The following is a 20,077-nucleotide window of genomic DNA, read 5'->3' as shown; positions in this document are numbered from 1 at the left end:
TAAAATGGCTTTTTTTCAGCTGATACTTAAAATCCTCTCGACCAATAATTCCCATTCTTGTTCCAAGCTGATATCAGGTCGGGTTTCACCGGCTCGTCGGTACCAATAATCAGCATTCCAAATATCTCCTTCTTTCCGGTGGAGATAAGCATGCACTCTTGCAGAAAGCCTGTCAGCAGGACCGTCGGCCCTGTCATGGGCACTCTTCCAATCCCCTTTTCCGTCATACCATAAGGCTTCCAATTGGGTGCCCAAACCTGCAGGAGGATTATCTTTCAGGAGAGAAGATTTGAATTCTGATACTGTCATTTCCATTAAGTTTAAAGTTAGAAAGGATAACCTATACCGATGTTGAAAACGGTCTGACCCCGCTGACCTGGAAAATCTCTAAAAAAGCTGTCCAGAATGTATCGCTGTCCAGGTTTTCGAGCAGGATCGAATGCTTTGATACCCATATCCAGCCTGACAACCAAAAAGTCAAAATCCATTCTTAAACCCACACCGGTACCTACGGCAATTTCTTTGTAAAACCTATTGAATTCAAAATTTGCTCCAGGCCGGGAAGTGTCAACATTGAATGTCCAGGTGTTACCCACGTCAATGAAAAAAGCCCCGTCAAAGTAGCCGTATATTTTGGAGCGAAACTCAAACATGCCTTCAAACAGGATTTCACCGGGCTGCTCAAATCGGTAATCAAAAGAGCCGTCATCCAAGGTTCTCGGGCTAAAAGATCCCGGTCCTAATCGTCTCGGCTGCCAAGCCCTGATACCCGTGCTACCTCCTGCAAAAAAGTATTTTTCATAAGGAAGTACACCATTACTCACGCCATAAGGCTTAGCCAAACCCAGATTTAGGCGGTAGGCAAAAGTTTGGTCCTTGGTGATCGGGATATATTTTCTGTAATCCGACTGAAACTTCAAGAATTGAAAGTAAGCCAAAGATCTTTCCTCCACAAAACTGCTGCTGACAAAATTCAGTGTCGTCCCGCCGCTTTCAAAGAAAAGTCGCCAAAGTGATGCTTTGTTTTTTTGAAATGCACCGTATTGGTTAAAATTAAAAATTACCTGACCCGAAACACTGCTGACATACGAAGGCAGAAATGAATTGATGAGGTTGTTTCCTTGTTCCTGAAGTCCTTCCAATAGCACCCGGAAATCGTCACTCAAATTGGAGCGGATAAAATTCGCATCCAAGGCATTGACGGTGTATTGCTGCCTGAGATTCCGGGTATTCCAATTATAGGCGATAATTCCATTGACACTTTCACGGATATATTCCGGCCGATTGACATAATTATATCCGATCAGTGTCCTGGTCCGTGGATTATACCTACCAAATCTTTCAAGTGAATTGACACTTAAGGGCAGTAAAAACTGGGGAAAAATAACCGAAGCAGAAGTGTTCAATTCCCGGCTTCTGAAAACACCGCCTTCCCCTGTGGCCGATACAACGCCTTCCAAACCTGCCCTGAAGAAAAATTCAAAGATTTCAGCTCCCCTAAAAAGGTTTCTATTTCTCAGGGAATGGCTAAAGAAAGGACCGGGAACCTGTTCTGTTATAGTGGCACCGAGTTGGTTGGTGATCAAATATTTTTGATTGGATTGCGTATAAATCCTCGGCCGCAGGACATTTCCCAAGGTATCAAAGGCAATGTTTACAAACCTGAACAAGTCAAGATTGGCGAGTTGTCGTTGGGTTTCGATGACATTTGTCCTGTTGTAGAGATTTCCTTTCTCGAGAAAAATCCTTGAGGAAATGATTTTTTCAGAATACCTATCCTCATACACTTCAAAAACAATATCCCTGTAGGAGTTATGAAATTCGTAATCTACAAACGCTTCGGACGGGGGATCAATAAAAAAGAAAATAGAATCCAGAGTATAGACCTTATGACTTTCTGAAAAAGAAGGGTTTCTGATGACTTCCTCTATTCTGACTTTATGCTCGACGGTATCTTTATAAACATTATATTCCAGATACGACTTTGAAAAAGTATAATAACCATTGTCTTTCAACAAATCTTCCACCCTTTGTCTTTCACGCGAAATTGAATTTTGGTTATAATTCTCTCCAACCTTGATCTGATTTTCTTTTTGATTTCGATCCAAAAGGGCCAAGATCCCTACATCGTCTGATCTGGTAAAAAACGAATCCACTACGTAAGGTTCATGCTCTGTGATGCGATATATTATCCTCGCTTTTTTGTTTTTAAAAGAAGTCTCAAAATTGGTCTCAGCATCAAAAAAGCCATTGTTGATCAAATAGAACTTCATTTGCCGGCTTGTTTCCTCCGTCAAAGTACTGTCAAAAATGACCCTTGGATTTCCTGTGCGCATGAAGAAATTTCCGTATTCGAGCTTTTTATCCAAGGAGGTCAAGTAATCATTGACTTTATTCAGCCTTTTGACCTGCTTTTTGGTGAGTTGTTTTTCATCTCCCATTTTTCTGAGTTCATCTCTTTCCGCAAGGAACTCTGCCTGTTTGTTGAGGTGCCTGGTACTGTCATAGATCCATTCTCCGAATCGGTATATGGAGATTCCCACAGAAGTGTTCAAAATCGGGATTCTGGTATTAGGCTCTTGTTGGATTAGGTCTGAAAGGTCCGACTTGGAGCTTTTTTTTGCTCCGGTCACTTTTACATCATATACCAAATATTGACCTTCCTTGAGTCCTTTGGTCAAAGAACAGGAAGAAATTAAAAAAAGCAGAAAAAGAAAGTTTATATATTTGGCTTTATTCACAATTAGGCAATTGACCGAATGTTGAGCAAAAATACGCTTAAGTTTATTAAATCCTTGCAACAGAAAAAATTCCGAAAAGAGGAGCAATCATTTTTTGTAGAAGGAAGTAAAAATGTAACGGAATTGCTTCTTTCAGATTATGAAGTGAGCCATGTTTTGTGCACCCAACAATTTGGAAATGAACATGCTAAACTTCTCAAACGACTACATGCAGCTGTTTTTGAAGTCAGCCAATCTACCCTCGAATCAGTAGGCTCATTCCAAAGCAACGATGCAGCACTTGCGGTTGCCAAAATCAAACCCAATATTCCGATCGGTTTGTCTACAGAAGAATGGGCAATCGCCTTGGATGATGTCAAAGATCCGGGAAACCTTGGAACAATCATCAGGATTGCTGATTGGTATGGCATCCAAAAACTGTTATTAAGCGATGAATCTGCAGAATTTTACAATCCTAAAGTCCTTCATGCAAGCATGGGGAGTTTTACAAGGGTCAAGATTTTCTATACAGATTTGCACAGTGAACTGAAAAAAATAGGACTTCCGGTCTATGGGGCATTTCTAAATGGAGATTCTATCTATGAAACCAAATTTGGTAGCGGAGGGATTATTCTGATGGGCAATGAATCCAATGGAATCTCCAAAGAACTTGAGCCCCTGGTAAACCGCAAAATCACCATCCCGAGATTTGGCCATGCAGAATCATTGAATGTAGCGGTGGCCACAGCCATTATTTGTGACAACATCAAGAGGAGCACCCAATAGCATCAAACTATCATTCCAATGGCCAAACTTAGGGAAAACCTTAACCGTGTAGGACTGAATACCTTCTTTTTCCTTCTTGTAGGGATGATTTTTCTGGCCAAAGCCTTTCCTGAATGGGGATCCGATGCAAGTCCTTTGCCTTTGAAAGCCATTACGGGAATCGGTATATCGGTCATCTTCTTTTTTTACGGAGTCAAGTTAAGTCCAGAGAAACTCAAACAGGGATTGTCCAACTGGAAGCTTCATATTCTGGTCCAATCAACGACTTTCCTGATCTTCCCATTGGTTGTCTTGTTGCTTTACGCAGTCTGGGGTGACGAAGCAAACCTTTTCTGGATCGGGACATTCTATCTAGCTGCTTTACCTTCTACCGTTTCTTCCTCCGTGGTGATGGTTTCGATTGCGGGTGGTAACCTTCCTGCAGCAATATTCAATGCGAGTATCTCAAGTATGGTGGGAATTTTTATCACGCCGCTTTGGATGGACCTGATGTTACCGGAAACTGCAGTGGATTTTGACCTGACGGATACCATCATCAAATTGAGTTTTCAGGTGTTGGTTCCTGTGATCTTGGGCTTATTTGTACACAAGTATTTGGTGAAGTATGTCAATAAACACCAAACAGCTTTGAAGAATTTTGACCAAGCGATCATTCTACTTATCATCTTCACAGCCTTTGCTGATTCGTTTTCAGAGAATATGTTTGATGGTCATACTGCGGGACAATTGATTTTACTCGGTGTTTTGATGTTGGTGTTTTTCCTCCTGATGATGGGATTGATGTACCTTTTGTCCAAAGCACTGAAATTTTCAAGAGAAGATATGATCACCGTGATTTTCTGCGGAAGTAAAAAGTCATTGGTACAGGGAGCCGTGATGGGAAGGGTAATGTTTCCGGATCCTGTGGTGTTTGGTGTGATGCTATTGCCGCTGATGGTTTACCACGCGCTGCAGCTGATGGTCGGTTCAGCTATAGCTCAAAAGTTGGGAGATGTCAAGAGCAGTGGTCAGTAGCACTAGGCAGTCTAAATAGGCAGATTTCAGAGATAAATCGCAGTAATCAGTCTCAGTAGGCAGTAATCAATCTCAGTATCCTCTAAATCTCAAACCAATACAACCATTACAACAATTACAACCATTTTAACAATTACAACCACTACAACCATTCTACCCCATGGAACTCAAAATCTACCAAGTTGACGCATTTTCAGAAAAGGTTTTTGGAGGTAATCCCGCTGCAGTCGTCCCATTGACCGAATGGTTGGAGGATGAAATTCTTCAAAAAATTGCTTTGGAAAATAACCTTTCGGAAACTGCTTTCTATGTCCGAGAGGAGAAAAATATTGTTTTGAGGTGGTTTACTCCGGGAACGGAAGTCGATCTTTGTGGTCACGCCACCCTTGCTACAGCACATGTACTTTTTGAACATGAAGGTTTTCAGGGATCAGAAATTTCTTTCTTGTCACCAAGGTCAGGGATTTTGAAGGTGAAACAGGAGGGAAGCCAACTCGTAATGGACTTTCCCCTTGATCAGATCCAAGAGATCGAACTGACAGAGCAATTGACAAAACCCTTTAATCCAAAACCGATTCTGGCATTTAAGGGGAAAACGGATTACATCTTGATTTTTGAAAATGAAAGCCAAATCAGAAACCTAAATTTTGATCTTGCTCGTATTGCTGAATTGCCTGTCCGGGGTGTGATTGTCACGGCTAAGGGAATTGAAGTGGATTTTGTTTCCCGCTTTTTTGGGCCGCAGGTAGGTGTTCCTGAGGATCCCGTCACCGGTTCTGCTCATACCAGTCTGACACCGATTTGGTCACAGAAGCTTGGAAAAGACGAATTGACCGCCGTTCAGGTTTCGCCTAGAGAAGGGAAAATCGGCTGTAGGTTGCTAGGAGAGAGGGTGATTCTGACGGGAAATGCGGTTACTTACCTGATCGGAAGGATTTTTATCTAAGGCTGGAAAAAGCTCATGGCTGGATGTAAACAAATGCATTGACATTCATTCCGGCACCTACTGAAGCAAAAACCATAATGTCTCCGGGATGGAATTGGTGTTCAGGCAGTTGATTTCTTACAATCATATCATAAAGAATAGGAACTGTTGCCACTGAATTATTCCCCATTTTTGAGATGATCATTGGCATGATCTCCTCAGGCATTTCCTCTTTTCCAAACAGCTTAAAGGTCCTTTCGAGAATGGCGTGGTCCATTTTTGCATTGGCCTGATGGATCAAAACCTTGTCGATATCGTCAATTCCCAACCCTGCTTTTTCGATTACCTGTTTGACCAATACCGGAACTGTATTCAATGCGTATTCATAAAGCTTTCGACCATTCATTTTGAGAAATAGTGTATCATCCTTAAAATCTGGATTGTAGGACACATCCATTTTCAGGTAGTGCGCTTGTGTAAGGGTATCTGTTCTTGTCTTATGGGCAATGATTCCGACAGGTTTTTCACTTTCAATTCCCTCAATAACCACTGCGCCGGCACCATCTGAATAAATCATGGTATCGATGTCATGAGGATCTATAATCCTTGATAAGTTTTCAGCACCAATGATCAAAGCACGTTTTGCGTCCCCTGACTTGAAAAAATAATCGGCCTGGATCACACCCTGTACCCATCCCGGACAGCCAAAAGGCAAATCGTACGCCACGCAGTCCGGGTTTTGAATCATGAGCAAATGTTTGACCCTGGTCGCTATGGTCGGGACCATATCCGTTTTTTTATTGTCGTGTCTGATTTCACCAAAATTTTGGGCAACAATGATGTAATCCAATGTCTCAGGATCTATTCCTGAAGCCTCAATCGCTCTTTGAGAAGCAATGAAAGCCATGTCTGAAGTATTCATTTCAGGTGTCAGATACCTTCTTTCCTCGATTTCAGTGATATCCTGAAACTTCTGGATGATTGCCGCATTGTCCTTTGGGATTTTCTTTCCTGTGGCATCAAGAAAATCATTTTTTAAAAAATCTTCGTTCTTTATAACGATTTCCGGCAGATAAGACCCCGAACCAATAATGACAGTATAGATAGACATGGTGGCGATGTTTGGCTATTGGATTCAAGTTCCAATTAAGCAATAAAAAAATTAATTAAATCAAAAACGGACAAAGAAAAAGCTCCGTTTTCGCGGAGCTTTCTTAATCTAGGTTCAAATATTTGGTTGTGGGGTAGTTCTTAAATAAGATTTTATTCTTGTATGTCCTTTCGGGAACCTGGCAGGGATATCTTCATCTTTTATAGCAGGTGTGATGACCACATCTTCGCCGTTTTTCCAGTTGGCCGGAGTGGCAACAGAATACTTGGCTGTCAATTGTAATGAATCAATTACCCTGAGCAATTCATCAAAATTTCTTCCGGTACTGGCAGGATATGTGATGATCAGCTTTATTTTTTTGTCCGGTCCGACCACAAATACCGATCGTACTGTAAAATTTTCATTCGCATTGGGATGGATCATGTCATACAATTCTGATACATGTCTGTCTTTATCAGCGATCAAAGGAAAATTAACTGTCGTATGTTGGGTTTCGTTGATGTCTTTGATCCATGCTGCATGGTCAACCAATCCATCCACACTGAGTGCCATTACTTTGACATTTCTTTTTTCGAATTCAGATTTCAACTTCGCAACAGCACCCAATTCTGTGGTACACACAGGCGTATAGTCAGCTGGATGTGAGAATAAAACTCCCCATCCATCGCCTAAATATTCATGAAAATCAATTTTTCCTTCCGTCGTCTCGGCGACAAAATTCGGTGCTAAATCTCCTAATCTTAGTGACATGGTTATTTTTATTTAAAGTCTATAGAAATGATAGGTAAATAACTCTTTACTTCCATCAAAAGTTCAAGGTTTGGAAAAAGTATTCTGTTTGTTTGAGCCTATTATATAAAGCACTTCAGAAAAAAAAATGAATGAAATTCGGTTTATCTTGATAGTTTGCCTCGAATTCAAAAAAGTATGAGAAATGAAAATGCCCTGATTGTTTTTCAAAAAAACGCAGTTCTGGGAAAAGTGAAATCTAGACTTGCCGCAACCATCGGTGAAAAAAAAGCCTTGGAAATCTACCAGTCATTGCTTTTGCATACCTACAGGCAAATCGAAAAACTGGAAAACGTAGATATTTCCATTTTCTATTCGGACTTTATTGAAGAAAATTCATTTGGCCAATTCAAGCCTGATTTTGAAGAAGTACAATTAGGCGTGGACTTGGGAGAAAGAATGTCAAATGCCTTCCTGTCGCTCTTTCAGAAAGGCTACAAAAGAATAATTATTATAGGCACGGACTGTCCCGAAATCAGAACCGCTGACATAAAGGATGCTTTCCAGGCTTTGGAAAAGAAAGAAGTCTGTATTGGACCTGCATTGGATGGAGGATATTATTTACTCGGAATGTGCCAATTTTATGGAGCCCTTTTTCAGAATATCCCATGGAGTTCATCAGAAGTGTCAAAAAGGACCTTAGAAATACTAAACCGTGACCAAATAAGTTACGAATTGATGAAAACACTCCGTGACATAGATACGGAAGAGGATCTGATCGCAATTTTCCCCAAATAAACCATTTCTAGATGTCGTTTTTATTTTGGAATTTGGCATGGTCAGAAGCTATATGAAAATGAAAAACCTCTACAAAATATGCTTATTGGTGTTTTTTCTTCCCTTGGGTTTGCTTGCCCAAGACTTCCAAGAGTATGACATTTCCATTGCAGGAATATCTATCGGAGAGATGACAGCTACACGAAAAATCTCCGGAGAAAATTCCCAAATCGATATCAGAAGTAAAGTTGGTTTCTGGTTTTTTGGCAAAATTGAGCTTGATTACCACACAGTTTCTATTTTTAAAGGAACCCATTTTATCAAAAGTGAAGTCAATTCCAAAACCAATAAAGGAAATTTCCGATCGCTCATTACTTGGGTCAATGACCATTACAAGGTCAATTCCCGCAATTATAAATATGAGTTGGATACAGAAGTCAGAAAGAAACTGTTTTTCAGTTCTGCCTCCTTTTATTTTGAAGAACCCAAAAACGTGAAAGAATTTTTTGCCGAAGGATATGGATTGGTTTCTCCGGTGACAAAGTACAAGGACCATTATGAAGTCAATGTCAACGGCAACAAAAACAGGTTTTACTATGTCAATGGCAAGCTAGACAAAGCGGTGATGGAGTTTCCGATCAAGAACTTTGTGGTGAAAAGGAAAACTCCATAATGCCCCTATGAAAATTAGTATCATCATTCCTGTATTGAACGAAGCAGAAAATCTAAAAGAACTTTTGCCTTTTTTTCGAAAAGTAAAAAATCGGGAACAACAGGAAGTGATTGTTGCGGATGGAGGAAGCACTGACGGGACCAAAGAAGTGGTAGAAAAGGCCGGATTCAGGTTTTTGACCTGCGGCATCCAAAGTAGGGCAGCGCAGATGAATATGGGCGCGAAAGAGTCTAATGGAGATATTTTTTACTTTGTCCATGCCGATGTGAGGATCTTGCCATCCTTTTATGAAGATATCATGTTAAGTTTGAATGAGGGTTTTCAGACCGGCTGTTTTGCATACAATTTTTATTCAAACAAAAAGATGCTCCGGATCAATTCTTGGTTTACCCAATTTAACGGGTTGTTTTCTGGTGGAGGCGATCAGACATTGTTCATTCGGAAAGATGTCTTTTTGGAATTGGGAGGGTTTGATGAGAAGTTTTGTCTAATGGAAGACTTCGAATTGGTGCGTCGGATAAAAAAGAAGTACGGGTTTAAGGTTATCCCAAAAAGGATTTTGGTCTCTGCCCGCAAATACGAAAACAATTCATGGCTGAGGGTACAAATTGCCAATATGATAGTTTTTGGGCTTTTTTTCCTCCATCATCCCCCAACAAAATTGAAGACTCTCTATTCAAGACTGTTAAAATAAGAAAACGGAACAGCAGTGCCGTTCCGTTTAAAATATCATCAATACCTATGAAGAGAACTTACTAATGCAAAGGTATGTCATCAAATTTTCACCTTGGTTAAGGTATTATGAACTTATGGTATCTGTATGTTAACTTATTTCTTTAAAGCTCCTTTTGCGCCATGGTTTGTGCCTTTACCAACCAAACTTAGCTCATTTGACGCCATTTTTTGTGTCTTCACAAACCAAACTTAGAATCAGCTTACTTTTTCACGCCATGGTTTGTGTCTTCACAAACCAAACCTTGGTCATCTCACTTTTTCTCCATCATCACATCCTGATTTTTCAAGATATCCATCGCAAACAAACTCATGGCTTTGATTCCGGTCTTGATGGTGGGTTCGGGTAGTGGTGCAAAATAGGGGCTGTGTAATCCCGGAATTTCCAATCCCTTTTCTTTTGCTTCCTCAAGGAATTTTGGATCACTTGCTCCCAAGTAAAACATGGTGATCGGAATGTTTCTTTCCTGCATACCAAACCTGCTGAAATCTTCACCGATCATTTGTGCTTTAACTTCTTTTACGTTGTCCTCACCGATATTCTTTTTGAAAACCTCCACCATTTGTTTGGTCAGATTTGCGTCATTGATTAGTGCCGGTGTATGTGGGTTTCTGATCCAATATGTCGGCATTTTGTTTTCGGGTACTCCTGCAGCCCTTGCAAGGTTCTCACTGATGCGTTTGACACTCGAAATCATTTCTTCCCTGACATCCATGGAATAGGACCTCAGAGTGAGTTGCATGATCACTTGGTCAGGAATTATGTTATGGACCGAACCTCCATGAATAGACCCTACTGTAACCACCGCAGGTTCCATCGGGGCGATTCTCCTGCTGACGATGGTTTGATAAGCCTGAATCATCTGTGCACTCAATACGATTGGATCAATTCCTGTATGCGGTGCAGCCCCATGTGCACCGACTCCGTTTACAGTCACATTCATCATATCGACACCTGCCATCAGCGCACCTTCTTTATAGCCAAGTTTTCCAGCGGGAAGAAATGGGTCATCATGCAGGGCAATGGCAAAATCGGGATGGGGGAATCTTTTGTAGAGCCCATCATTCATCATATTCCAGGCACCCATTCCGTTTTCTTCTGAAGGTTGACCGACCATCAGCAAGGTTCCTCTCCAGGAGTTTTTGTATTTCATCATCATCTTGGCTGTTCCGATAAATACCGTCATGTGGATATCATGTCCACAGGAATGGGCGATGAAAGTATCCTTTCCGTCATTGCTGATCCCTTTTTTTACCGAAGCATAAGGCAGCCCTGTTTTTTCTTCCATAGGCAAAGCATCCATATCCGAGCGGATAAGCAATACAGGTCCGGGTCCGTTTTTGAACACTCCGACAACACCATACCCGCCCACATTTTCGGTCACTTCATAGCCTATGGCTTTGAGTTCCTTTGCAATGCGCGCAGAAGTTTCTTTTTCCTGAAGGGAAAGTTCAGGGTTTTGGTGCAGGTGTTTATAAAGCCCATCGAGTTCGGGATAGATCCCGTCAATGTAAGCATCAACAGACTGTGCCGGCAAAATATCGGTAATGAAGAAGGACATAATCAGAAGGAATAAGGTATTTTTGATCAATTTCATTGTGATTGATTTATTTTTGTTAACCAAATAAAACAAATAATTCCCTGTTTTGTGGATATGTTTTTATTTTCGCCAAACTGATTTCTCCTTTTTTATGCCTTTGATTGGAAAGTCCACCTATGGTAAACCTCCCAAATTCCTTTTCAACGGGCATTTGGAAACGATCATACCCAGTATTTTTAGAAAAATTCAAGGGATCCAATATTCAAGGGAAAAGATCAATACTCCTGACGGGGATTTTTTGAACATTGATTGGTCAATAATCGGAAGCAAAAAACTCCTCATCATTTCACATGGCTTGGAAGGCAGTTCGGACAGGCATTATGCGATGGGATTGGCCAAATTATTCAACCAACACGGTTTTGATGCCTTGGCTTGGAATAACAGATCCTGTGGAGGAGAAATGAACAAGGGACCGATCTTGTACCATCACGGAGCTTCCTACGATCTGAAAACTGTCATTGACCATGTCGAAAAATCCCATACTTACGAATCCTATTATCTGGCAGGAATCAGTATGGGGGGAGCACAGACTTTAAAATATTTGGGAGAAAATGGACTTGACCTCAATTCAAAAATCAAGAGAGCCGCCGTTTATTCCACTCCCTGCAACCTGCCTGATTCGGCAGCAACATTGAGAGAAAAGAGAAATGCATTTTATAAAAACAGGTTTCTCGGCAAGCTGAAAGCTAAAATGCAGGTTAAGGGGGAACAGTTTCCGGGATTGGTAGATTTGGATTTGCTAAAATCAGTCAAAGACTTTGACACATTCGATACTCACTTTACCGCCAAAGTGCATGGATTCAGGGATGCGCAGGATTTTTACCGTAGCGTCAGCGCCGACAATTGGATGGAACATATCCAGATCCCGACTTTGATCATCAATGCGCTCAATGACCCGCTGATCATGGACCGCTGCTTTCCCGTCAAGCTTGCCGAAACACATCCCCATATTTTTCTTGAAATGCCAAATAGGGGAGGGCACACCGGATTTTTGGTTCCGGGTCAGGAATTTACATGGGCGGAGTATAGGTTTTTGGAGTTTTTGAATTTGCCGGTGGGGTAAGAATAAAAAATGTTGAAGAAATTCTAAATTTATTTACTTTTCTAGAATTGTTTCTTTGTCAACTATTTGTTCGTTTTCAGTCAAAATAGCCATCAATTGTATCTCAAGGACCTCTTCAAGCTTGGTTATCGTTGAAAGCTTGAAATCATTTCCCCCTTTTACAAGTTTGCTGACTTGCTGTCTGGTGACATCTAAGGCTTTGGCAAGGTCTGTTTGATTCCAACCCTTTTCTTCAAGAGCATCCAAAATACGTAGAGAAATTCGGGTTGACTTTTTGAGCCAAGCTTTATTTTCTTTTCTAAAAGCAACCGTTTCCTTCCAGCCGGAAACAGGATTATCAGCCGCTAGTTTTTTTAATCTTTCTTCTGTATTGCTCATGGGTTTAAATGTCTAGGTAAACGAACTCTCCTTTTTCACCTTTCTCTTGCAAGTAATCTCTTACTATTTCAAGCTTATAAAACTCTTCCTTCGTGTGCTTCCGATCCTTCATCTGATCGGTCAACTTGATCGCTCCACCTGTAATGACAAACGAATTGCCATAACGAATGGCGTAAATTCTCAGGAATGAATTACTGAGTGTACCGTAAGCTTTAAGTTGTTGTAGTTCATAAGCTGTTCCAGCTTCCTTGTTGTGTAATGGTTTAAAAAATTCGCTTAGATGTTTTCCTGATTCATCTTCGGCCAATTTGAATAGAGTTTCAAATAAAGCATCTGCATCTTCAATTGCTTTCTCGACGATTTGGCTAAGAGTTGCTTTTCCATAATACGCTTCGTAGTCTCGTTTGAATTGTTTGAAAAATGTACGCAAATCCTCCGGATCAGCCCATTTTTCCTGCAGTATTTTAAGCGCATCCTGATCACTGCCCTCATACATTACTGCATAAAGACAATCTTTGGAACGCTCAAATATACTGACAATTTTCATAATGTCAACCTATAAGTTTACAATTTGGTTCATATGCACTTATTTATTTCCATACTTTGAGGCGGGTTCTGCAGCAATATTCAAATGAAATTCATCAGAAGCCTTAGTCTCCACCACCCCCTTCAAACAACTCTGCATCCATTGTTCTTGAGTGGTTTGATGGGTTTCTATTTCTTGTTTTTCTCCGTAAAAAACACTTCCTCCCGGACCTGCTTTTGGATATCCCAACCTGCTTTAATCAATGCAGGAGTGATAAATTTGGTACAGATATCGCGTTCAGTGAGGCTTTTTTTATGCATTGGGAAAAAAATAAATGAGCAAATGGATCCTTAAATATATTAGTTTGAAGTTGAAAAGAAAACTTAATTATTGGAATATGAATAAAATCTGTTGTGGATTTATTAATAGATCAGTTTTTTATAATTCTTACTTCAGATTTGGAAAGTTCAACCATTAGATTCCTGACTGCCTATTAAATATATACTTGTTCTTGCAAATGCTTTGGGCGGTAATAATTCTTTCTTATTTCGGCTGTATTTTCGGATTGTACATTGACTGCCTGCAAAAAGAGTTGAATCAAGAATTAAGAAGCAATTAACCTATTTAATCCAAAAAAAAATTTCAGATATGAATACTTTCAAAAAACTCTCGGCTCTAGGGCTGCTGCTACTTTTTTCCCTATCCGTTTCAGCACAGCAAATCCAGGGGCCAAAGCTGATTGTGCGGGGAGATGACATGGGTTCGTCTCGATCGGCCAACCTGGCGAGTATTGAAACTTATGAAAATGGCATTGAGACTTCCATAGAGCTGATGGTCGTCATTCCATGGTTTCCGGAAGCTGCCCAAATGCTCCGAAAACATACCGGAATCGATGTGGGGCTTCATCTTGTCATCACCAGCGAATGGGACAATATCAAATGGAGACCGTTGACAAATTGTCCAAGTCTGGTGGACGATAACGGCTATTTTTTCCCGATGATGGGGCCAAACAAGAACTATCCAGGCTTGGCAATTACCGAAAACAAATGGAATCTGGAAGAAATTGAACGGGAATTTAGGGCACAGATTGAGTTTGCATTGAAGCATGTTCCCCAGATCAGCCACCTCTCAGGGCATATGGGTTCGACAGGTTTTGATCCCAAAGTGGTGGAAATGGTGGACCGATTGTCTGCGGAATTTGACCTGCCTGTGATGGGAAGATCAGTAATGCAGGGATTGGGAATTTCGGGAGTTTCTTATGATGGCGCAAAAACTACCTCGGCAGAAAAAGAAACGGCATTTCTCCGCATGCTGGACAAACTTGAGCATGGCAAGAGTTATATGTTTGTGGACCATCCTGCCTACGACAATATTGAAATGCAAGGCGTAGGACATATTGGCTACGAAGAAGTTGGCGTGGACCGGCAGGGAGTGACAGATACCTGGACAAGCGAAAAGGTAAAGAAAGCCATTTCCGAAAAGGGAATTGAATTAGTAAATTTCCCCTCTTTGGTTAAAGGATTACCCAGAAGTGCAGCAGAAGTAGAAAAAGTCAATCCAAAAAATATTGCCAATTATCTCGAAGCAGTAAAAGCTAGTGGTCAGGAGCTACACAGTTTGATGATTGTTCGGCATGGCAAAGTTGTCGCGGAATATTGGTTTGGGGAGAATGCTTCCAACAAACCCCATGTCCTCCATTCAGTCAGCAAAACTTTCACTTCAACGGCAATTGGATTTGCTGTTCAAGAAGGAAAGCTGAAAGTCAGCGACAAAGTCATTTCTTTCTTTCCAGACAAACTCCAAACGGAGGTGAGTGAAAACCTGCGAGATATGGAAATCAGGCATTTGCTGACCATGACGGCCGGACATGATACAGATCCTACCCGTGCTATCCGTGCCGATAAAGAGAATGATTGGGTGACTGCTTTTTTGGCAACACCTGTAGAACATAAACCGGGAACTCAATATGTTTACAATAGTGTGGCGACATACATGCTTTCAGCAATTTTGCAGCAAGTAACCGGAGAACGTGTCATTGATTATTTGCAACCGAGATTGTTCAGGCCGCTTGGAATAGTTGCAGCAAGGTGGGAGGAAAGTCCACAGGGAATTCCTGTCGGTGGTTGGGGACTTCATCTGAAAACGGAAGATCTGGCAAAACTCGGACAGTTTTATCTCCAAAAAGGAAAATGGAACGGCAAACAGCTGCTTTCAGAAGCTTGGATAGAAGAGGCAAGCACTGCCCAAGTTTCTTCGCTTCCTGCAGGAGTCAAAAGAGAAAACCTCAAAGTAAAGGCCAAAGACAGTGATTGGCTTCAGGGATATGGTTACCAATTATGGAGAAGCCGCCACAATTCCTACCGCGCAGATGGGGCAAATGGTCAGTTTGTATTGGTTCTACCTGAACACGATGCAGTCATTGTCGCCACTGCAAACATTCAGGACATGCAGGGTGAAATCAATCTGATCTGGAAACATTTGTTGCCTGCTTTGAAGTAGGTTGCCATTCTATGTGTTCAAATTGGAAAAAATAGAAAAGGGAAGACCTTGGAGGACCGTCATTCTGAGTCCTCAAAATTTTAAAATCTTCACAAAAGAAATGACGTATGGTGTTGCGTCATCTTGAATCCGAGGTACGAGGATGAAAGATCTCAGTATAAGGAGACACTTCACTACGTTCAATGTGACGACAAAGAGATTCACGTCATTTTTAGTGTTTAACATTTTCAAAAAAACATTCAGAAAAGGAATGACATTGAAACTATTTTATTTCGGCCTCGGCAAGCTCGGCCACCGAGGTTGTTCTTGAGAGAGGGGGAGGAGGAAAAAGCGGCGCCGCTTTTTCCTCCTCCCCCTCCAAGCACCGAATCTCCGATCCCTGAGCCTGTCGAAGGGGAAAATTCCAATTCTGTCTTTGGTAACCTCCGCAAGCAGAGATGAACAAGCGGAGATGAAAAAGCAGAGATGAAGAATCTTCCTTAATAAAGACACTTCACTATGTTCAAAGTGACTGCACCTGCAATTTGGTCAAACATCCGTCATCGGTCATCTGTCATCCAGACCTCCCAAACCTCTTCAAAGCCAATTCGCAGACTGTTCCGCCGATGGACAAAGAACTTGTCGCAGCAGGAGAGGGGGCGTTCAGGACATTGATCGCAAATTCATTTTCCCTGATACTGAAATCATCCAATAATCCACCTGTACGGTCGCAGGCTTGGGCACGCACACCGGCGCCACCATCGACCAAGTCAGATTCATTGATATCGGGAATCAGTTCCTGCAATGCTTTGGTAAAAGCGGCTTTGGAAAAAGAGCGGTAAATTTCGCCCATTCCAGTTTTCCAGTATTTTGCCGCCACTTTTTGGAATCCCGGCCAGGATAAGGTTTCGGCAAGCTCTGAGAAGTTGATGTCAGTTCGCTTATATCCTTCCCTTTTGAATGCCAAAACAGCATTTGGTCCTGCTTCGACGCCACCTTTCATCATTCGTGTAAAATGAACTCCTAAAAATGGAAAATTTGGGTCCGGAACAGGATAGATCAGGTTTTTGACCAGGTATTCTCTTTCTTTTTTGATTTTGTAATATTCTCCCCTGAATGGAATGATCTTGACATCAATCTCTTCTTCTTGGTTCATTTGAGCCACTTTGTCTGAATAAAGGCCTGCGCAATTGATGACCAATTTACAGGAGAATTCATGATAGGCTGTTTTGATATATGAAACACCATTTAATACCTTGATTTGATTTACTTTATGCTCTAAAAAAATCTCCCCACCCACAGATTCAAATTTTGCGGCATAAGCCTTTGCAACCACTTTATAATCAACAATTCCGGTTTGGGGAACATGGATGGCAGCCACTCCCGCACAGTATGGTTCGTATGCCTTTAACTCATCCAAGGCAATGGACCTTGTTCCGGTAAGTCCGTTTTGAAGACCGCGCTCCAATAATCCGTTAAGAATCGGTATCTGCTCCTCTCTTGTAGCGACAACGACTTTTCCGGTCAGCTCAAAAGGAACATTTTCCTCTTCACAAAACTTGATCAGTTCATGGTAGCCGTTGATGCAGTTGATGGCTTTGAGTGATCCCGGTTTGTAATAAAGACCCGAATGGATCACTCCGCTGTTATTGCCGGTCTGATGTTTGGCTACTTCGGATTCTTTTTCCAGAATGGCGATTTTAAGATAAGGTTTTTGTTGTTTGATTTTCAAACCTGTTGCCAAACCGACAATTCCTCCGCCAATGATGATGATATCGTATGTCATTTTCTATATTGTTGCAGACAAATATAAGGATGGGATTTATTTTTGAACAGGATAATTTTGTTGCAAGAAAGCAGGACAAATTCTTATCCTTTACAAAAAAAGAACGCTTATTAGAACTTTTCGACGATACGTGCGTGTTTGGAGCCGTACCTATAAACCATTATGAAAAGAGTATTTTTATTTGTTTTGCTATTTTTTGGATTTTTGACCCTAAGCCTTGCCCAGAATATCATCAAAGGAAAAGTAACTGACATCGAAACGGGTGATCCGATACCTTTTGCAAGTGTGATATTAAAAGGAACTCAGGTCGGAATTACCACAGATTTTGAGGGCAATTATGTCATTACTACTTCCATCAAGGCGGATAGTATTCAGGTGAGTTATGTTGGCTTTGTTTCACAGACTAAGCCGATTGTATATTCCCAATCTATAGTTATCAACTTTCAATTGCTTCCTTCCACATTTAACCTTTCGGAATTTGTCTTCGAATCAGGGGAAAATCCGGCTTTTGCCATCATCAGAAAAGCCGTTGAATCGAAAGAAAAATTTGATAAGAGAAATTTAACGGCATACGAATCAGATAACTATACCAAAATAGAACTGGACCTGGATGAGGTAGAAGGGGCTTTTCAGGAAAGAAATCAGGTCAAAAAAGTGATCGCTGTCATGGACAGTATCAAGCAGCTGACCAATGATGAAGGGAAAAAAATCCTTCCCGTTTTCTTTTCAGAAACATTCTCCAAATTCTATTTCCGGACAGATCCGCTTTTGAAAAAAGAGATTATCGAAAATTCTAAACTGAGCGGCGTCGGAATTACAGACGGAACAACGGTTTCGCAGATTACGGGCTCGGCATTTCAAGAGTATAATTTTTACAGGAATTGGCTGACGATCGTGGAAAAGGAATTTGTCTCGCCGATAGCAGACGGTTGGAAGACATTCTATGATTATGACCTGATGGATTCACTCATGGTAGGAGAGGACTTTTGCTACATGTTGAAAGTCTATCCGCTCCGTGAACAGGATTTGGCTTTTACGGGGACCATTTGGATCAAAAAGGAAGATTATGCACTCAAGCAGGTTGACCTGACCATTCCCAAATCTGCCAACCTTAACTTCATTGAAAGAATCAAAATTCAACAGGAATTGGTCGCAACCGACGCCGGTCCATTGCTTCCTTCCAAAACCAGGGTATTGATCAAAATCTCCAAAATCACGGACAATACGGTTGGATTGCTAGCCAAATTTTATAATTCAGGCACCAATTTCACTGTAAACAATCCCTTGCCTCCAAGTTTTTATTTTCAAGCCATTCAGTTGAAAGAAGATTTTGACAAGGGAACAGAGGAATTTTGGCAGAATGTAAGACCTGAACCACTTTCTGCCCAAGAAATTGTTTCCCGACAAATGGTGGACACGCTCAGTAGGATTCCCATCATCAGGTTCTATTCTGAAGGCCTCAAATTTCTGGGAACCGGTTTTCTGCCTGTAGGAAAAGTAGACCTTGGACCTTGGACCGGACTTGTCAATTATAACAATATCGAAGGCTTAAGATTGGGTGCAGGATTGCGAACCAACTTCAAATTCAGCAAAAAATACATCCTTTCGGGATATCTTGCTTACGGATTTGCAGATAACCAAATCAAGTATTTCCTTTCAGGAACAAAGATTTTAGACCGAAAAAGATGGACAACCATTCAGGTCAATACCCAAAGGGAAATCGATCAGGTCGGATTGGAGATTGAGAATCTTTCGCTCAACAGCATTTTCCTTGCAGCCTCCAGATTTGGGACTTTGAATAAGCCCTATTACGCCAAGTATTATAGACTTATTACACAGCGTGAGGTTTTCAAAGGATTTAACCTGACTGCCGGATTTACAAGAAAGGAATTTGACCCTGCATTTGATTTTTCTTATTATGATGAAACTACAGGTAATTACAAAAGCAGATTTGACTTGGCTCAGGTCACTATGGGATTGCGTTATGGCAGGGATGAAGTGAACATTACCAATGACAATTATAGGGTCTCACTCGGACCGGTGAAATGGCCGATTTTTGACTTTAGGTTTACCCAAGGACTCAATAGTCTTGGCGGTGATATCAACTACCAAAAATATGTCATGAGTATTTACCAAAAACTCAATCTTGGATTACTCGGTGTTTCCCGATATGAACTCAGGTCAGGTTTTGTTCGTGGCACAGTACCATATCCTTTGCTCGAAAACCATATCGGTAACGAAACGATATTCTATACTACTGTTGCATTTAACCTGATGAATTTCAATGAATTTGCAAGTGACCGGTTTGCAAGTTTGAGTTACAGACATTCTTTTGAGGGATTTGGATTGAATTGGATTCCTCTGATCAAGAAACTCAAATGGAGAGCGGTGGCCAACGGAAACGTACTTTGGGGAAGCGTCAGCGACAAGAATCTGACGAATTCCTCGGATCTGGACGAAGAGGGAAATCCGATTCCTGCTTTTGGAAGATTGGATCAGGATCTGCCTTACATTGAAGTGGGGTATGGTATTGAAAATATATTCAAGTTTTTCCGAGTGGATTTTTTCCATAGATTAACCTATTTGGATAATCCGGGTGCAAATTCGTTTGGGGTTAAAGTAAGTGCGCAGATTATTCTGTAAAAAAGCCTGAAATAGAAATCGGAATTGAATAGGCTGATTTCAAAAATAAATAGGAAAATATGATTATCCGCAATCATTCCAGTAAGGATAAATTGAAGCAATGATGAGTCTGTCAAAAAGCTTTTGACCGAAATA

At 41.1% G+C, this 20,077-nt stretch carries 18 protein-coding genes; 9 read left to right on the top strand and 9 right to left on the bottom strand.

What is annotated here, in order from left to right; translation table 11 throughout:
* Positions 1 to 15: 15 nt before the first annotated feature.
* Complete coding sequence (locus MMU05_RS06005) at positions 16 to 309, bottom strand: hypothetical protein (RefSeq protein ID WP_241140769.1); 294 nt, start codon at positions 307 to 309, stop codon at positions 16 to 18.
* A gap of 17 nt (positions 310 to 326) precedes the next feature.
* Positions 327 to 2,741, bottom strand: a complete 2,415-nt coding sequence (gene tamL / locus MMU05_RS06000) for a translocation and assembly module lipoprotein TamL (protein WP_241140768.1) — start codon at positions 2,739 to 2,741, stop codon at positions 327 to 329.
* 18 nt (positions 2,742 to 2,759) lie between these two features.
* Between tamL and MMU05_RS05995 the strand changes: the two genes are divergently transcribed.
* The 3 genes from MMU05_RS05995 (at position 2,760) to MMU05_RS05985 (ending at position 5,466) form a co-directional block, all read left to right on the top strand.
* Complete coding sequence (locus MMU05_RS05995) at positions 2,760 to 3,506, top strand: TrmH family RNA methyltransferase (RefSeq protein ID WP_241140767.1); 747 nt, start codon at positions 2,760 to 2,762, stop codon at positions 3,504 to 3,506.
* 18 nt (positions 3,507 to 3,524) lie between these two features.
* Positions 3,525 to 4,520: a bile acid:sodium symporter family protein gene (locus MMU05_RS05990; RefSeq protein WP_241140766.1), complete on the top strand. Its 996-nt coding sequence runs from the start codon at positions 3,525 to 3,527 to the stop codon at positions 4,518 to 4,520.
* A 160-nt stretch (positions 4,521 to 4,680) separates the two neighbouring features.
* On the top strand, positions 4,681 to 5,466 hold the full coding sequence (locus MMU05_RS05985) for a PhzF family phenazine biosynthesis protein (protein WP_241140765.1): 786 nt from the start codon (positions 4,681 to 4,683) through the stop codon (positions 5,464 to 5,466).
* A gap of 13 nt (positions 5,467 to 5,479) precedes the next feature.
* Here the strand turns inward: MMU05_RS05985 and MMU05_RS05980 are convergent, their stop codons facing one another.
* The gene (locus tag MMU05_RS05980) at positions 5,480 to 6,556 is read right to left on the bottom strand and encodes a 3-oxoacyl-ACP synthase III family protein (RefSeq protein ID WP_241140764.1); all 1,077 of its coding nucleotides are present in this window, start codon (positions 6,554 to 6,556) and stop codon (positions 5,480 to 5,482) included.
* A gap of 114 nt (positions 6,557 to 6,670) precedes the next feature.
* Positions 6,671 to 7,306, bottom strand: a complete 636-nt coding sequence (locus MMU05_RS05975; RefSeq protein WP_241140763.1) for a peroxiredoxin — start codon at positions 7,304 to 7,306, stop codon at positions 6,671 to 6,673.
* A 177-nt stretch (positions 7,307 to 7,483) separates the two neighbouring features.
* On the opposite strand from MMU05_RS05975, the gene MMU05_RS05970 reads away from it, so the two are divergent.
* From MMU05_RS05970 to MMU05_RS05960, 3 genes are read left to right on the top strand one after another with little or no spacing between them, the layout of a single operon-like run.
* Positions 7,484 to 8,083, top strand: a complete 600-nt coding sequence (locus MMU05_RS05970; RefSeq protein WP_241140762.1) for a TIGR04282 family arsenosugar biosynthesis glycosyltransferase — start codon at positions 7,484 to 7,486, stop codon at positions 8,081 to 8,083.
* 58 nt (positions 8,084 to 8,141) lie between these two features.
* Complete coding sequence (locus MMU05_RS05965; protein WP_241140761.1) at positions 8,142 to 8,735, top strand: DUF6134 family protein; 594 nt, start codon at positions 8,142 to 8,144, stop codon at positions 8,733 to 8,735.
* A gap of 7 nt (positions 8,736 to 8,742) precedes the next feature.
* The gene (locus tag MMU05_RS05960; RefSeq protein ID WP_241140760.1) at positions 8,743 to 9,429 is read left to right on the top strand and encodes a TIGR04283 family arsenosugar biosynthesis glycosyltransferase; all 687 of its coding nucleotides are present in this window, start codon (positions 8,743 to 8,745) and stop codon (positions 9,427 to 9,429) included.
* Positions 9,430 to 9,721: 292 nt separating this feature from the next.
* Here MMU05_RS05960 and MMU05_RS05955 read toward each other — a convergent pair whose 3' ends face one another.
* Complete coding sequence (locus MMU05_RS05955) at positions 9,722 to 11,065, bottom strand: amidohydrolase (RefSeq protein ID WP_241140759.1); 1,344 nt, start codon at positions 11,063 to 11,065, stop codon at positions 9,722 to 9,724.
* Between the two features lie 94 nt (positions 11,066 to 11,159).
* Between MMU05_RS05955 and MMU05_RS05950 the strand changes: the two genes are divergently transcribed.
* Entirely contained in the window at positions 11,160 to 12,131 is a 972-nt protein-coding gene (locus MMU05_RS05950) for a YheT family hydrolase (protein ID WP_241140758.1), read from the top strand.
* A 33-nt stretch (positions 12,132 to 12,164) separates the two neighbouring features.
* On the opposite strand, the gene MMU05_RS05945 is transcribed toward MMU05_RS05950, so the two are convergent.
* The 3 genes from MMU05_RS05945 to MMU05_RS23020 form a co-directional block, all read right to left on the bottom strand.
* Positions 12,165 to 12,509, bottom strand: a complete 345-nt coding sequence (locus tag MMU05_RS05945) for a helix-turn-helix transcriptional regulator (RefSeq protein WP_241140757.1) — start codon at positions 12,507 to 12,509, stop codon at positions 12,165 to 12,167.
* Between the two features lie 4 nt (positions 12,510 to 12,513).
* On the bottom strand, positions 12,514 to 13,056 hold the full coding sequence (locus tag MMU05_RS05940; protein WP_241140756.1) for a hypothetical protein: 543 nt from the start codon (positions 13,054 to 13,056) through the stop codon (positions 12,514 to 12,516).
* 167 nt (positions 13,057 to 13,223) lie between these two features.
* Positions 13,224 to 13,355: a hypothetical protein gene (locus tag MMU05_RS23020; protein ID WP_262917641.1), complete on the bottom strand. Its 132-nt coding sequence runs from the start codon at positions 13,353 to 13,355 to the stop codon at positions 13,224 to 13,226.
* 328 nt (positions 13,356 to 13,683) lie between these two features.
* Here MMU05_RS23020 and MMU05_RS05935 point away from each other — a divergent pair, with 328 nt between their 5' ends.
* Positions 13,684 to 15,534, top strand: coding sequence for a ChbG/HpnK family deacetylase (locus MMU05_RS05935; protein ID WP_241140755.1), 1,851 nt, complete (start codon positions 13,684 to 13,686; stop codon positions 15,532 to 15,534).
* Positions 15,535 to 16,087: 553 nt separating this feature from the next.
* Here MMU05_RS05935 and lhgO read toward each other — a convergent pair.
* Positions 16,088 to 17,299 (bottom strand): L-2-hydroxyglutarate oxidase, encoded by a 1,212-nt coding sequence (gene lhgO / locus MMU05_RS05930; RefSeq protein ID WP_241140754.1) that lies wholly within the window; start codon positions 17,297 to 17,299, stop codon positions 16,088 to 16,090.
* 162 nt (positions 17,300 to 17,461) lie between these two features.
* On the opposite strand from lhgO, the gene MMU05_RS05925 reads away from it, so the two are divergent.
* Positions 17,462 to 19,942: a DUF5686 and carboxypeptidase-like regulatory domain-containing protein gene (locus MMU05_RS05925; RefSeq protein WP_241140753.1), complete on the top strand. Its 2,481-nt coding sequence runs from the start codon at positions 17,462 to 17,464 to the stop codon at positions 19,940 to 19,942.
* Positions 19,943 to 20,077: the final 135 nt, after the last annotated feature.

The organism is Cognataquiflexum rubidum (assembly GCF_022538115.1).
GTDB lineage: Bacteria > Bacteroidota > Bacteroidia > Cytophagales > Cyclobacteriaceae > Cognataquiflexum > Cognataquiflexum rubidum.
The sequence above is the reverse complement of the archived record's forward strand: the minus strand, read 5'-3'. Positions and strand labels throughout refer to the sequence as shown.

What these genes read in the sequence shown, in the direction of transcription:
- MMU05_RS05965 (WP_241140761.1), top strand. Translation starts at nt 8,142, where the DNA reads ATGAAAAACCTCTACAAAATATGCTTATTGGTGTTTTTTCTTCCCTTG.
- MMU05_RS05950 (WP_241140758.1), top strand. Translation starts at nt 11,160, where the DNA reads ATGCCTTTGATTGGAAAGTCCACCTATGGTAAACCTCCCAAATTCCTT.
- MMU05_RS05940 (WP_241140756.1), bottom strand. Translation starts at nt 13,056, where the DNA reads ATGAAAATTGTCAGTATATTTGAGCGTTCCAAAGATTGTCTTTATGCA.
- MMU05_RS05935 (WP_241140755.1), top strand. Translation starts at nt 13,684, where the DNA reads ATGAATACTTTCAAAAAACTCTCGGCTCTAGGGCTGCTGCTACTTTTT.
- MMU05_RS05995 (WP_241140767.1), top strand. Translation starts at nt 2,760, where the DNA reads ATGTTGAGCAAAAATACGCTTAAGTTTATTAAATCCTTGCAACAGAAA.
- MMU05_RS05945 (WP_241140757.1), bottom strand. Translation starts at nt 12,509, where the DNA reads ATGAGCAATACAGAAGAAAGATTAAAAAAACTAGCGGCTGATAATCCT.
- MMU05_RS05955 (WP_241140759.1), bottom strand. Translation starts at nt 11,065, where the DNA reads ATGAAATTGATCAAAAATACCTTATTCCTTCTGATTATGTCCTTCTTC.
- MMU05_RS23020 (WP_262917641.1), bottom strand. Translation starts at nt 13,355, where the DNA reads ATGCATAAAAAAAGCCTCACTGAACGCGATATCTGTACCAAATTTATC.
- lhgO (WP_241140754.1), bottom strand. Translation starts at nt 17,299, where the DNA reads ATGACATACGATATCATCATCATTGGCGGAGGAATTGTCGGTTTGGCA.
- MMU05_RS06005 (WP_241140769.1), bottom strand. Translation starts at nt 309, where the DNA reads ATGACAGTATCAGAATTCAAATCTTCTCTCCTGAAAGATAATCCTCCT.
- MMU05_RS05960 (WP_241140760.1), top strand. Translation starts at nt 8,743, where the DNA reads ATGAAAATTAGTATCATCATTCCTGTATTGAACGAAGCAGAAAATCTA.
- MMU05_RS05975 (WP_241140763.1), bottom strand. Translation starts at nt 7,306, where the DNA reads ATGTCACTAAGATTAGGAGATTTAGCACCGAATTTTGTCGCCGAGACG.
- MMU05_RS05980 (WP_241140764.1), bottom strand. Translation starts at nt 6,556, where the DNA reads ATGTCTATCTATACTGTCATTATTGGTTCGGGGTCTTATCTGCCGGAA.
- MMU05_RS05925 (WP_241140753.1), top strand. Translation starts at nt 17,462, where the DNA reads ATGAAAAGAGTATTTTTATTTGTTTTGCTATTTTTTGGATTTTTGACC.
- MMU05_RS05985 (WP_241140765.1), top strand. Translation starts at nt 4,681, where the DNA reads ATGGAACTCAAAATCTACCAAGTTGACGCATTTTCAGAAAAGGTTTTT.
- MMU05_RS05990 (WP_241140766.1), top strand. Translation starts at nt 3,525, where the DNA reads ATGGCCAAACTTAGGGAAAACCTTAACCGTGTAGGACTGAATACCTTC.
- MMU05_RS05970 (WP_241140762.1), top strand. Translation starts at nt 7,484, where the DNA reads ATGAGAAATGAAAATGCCCTGATTGTTTTTCAAAAAAACGCAGTTCTG.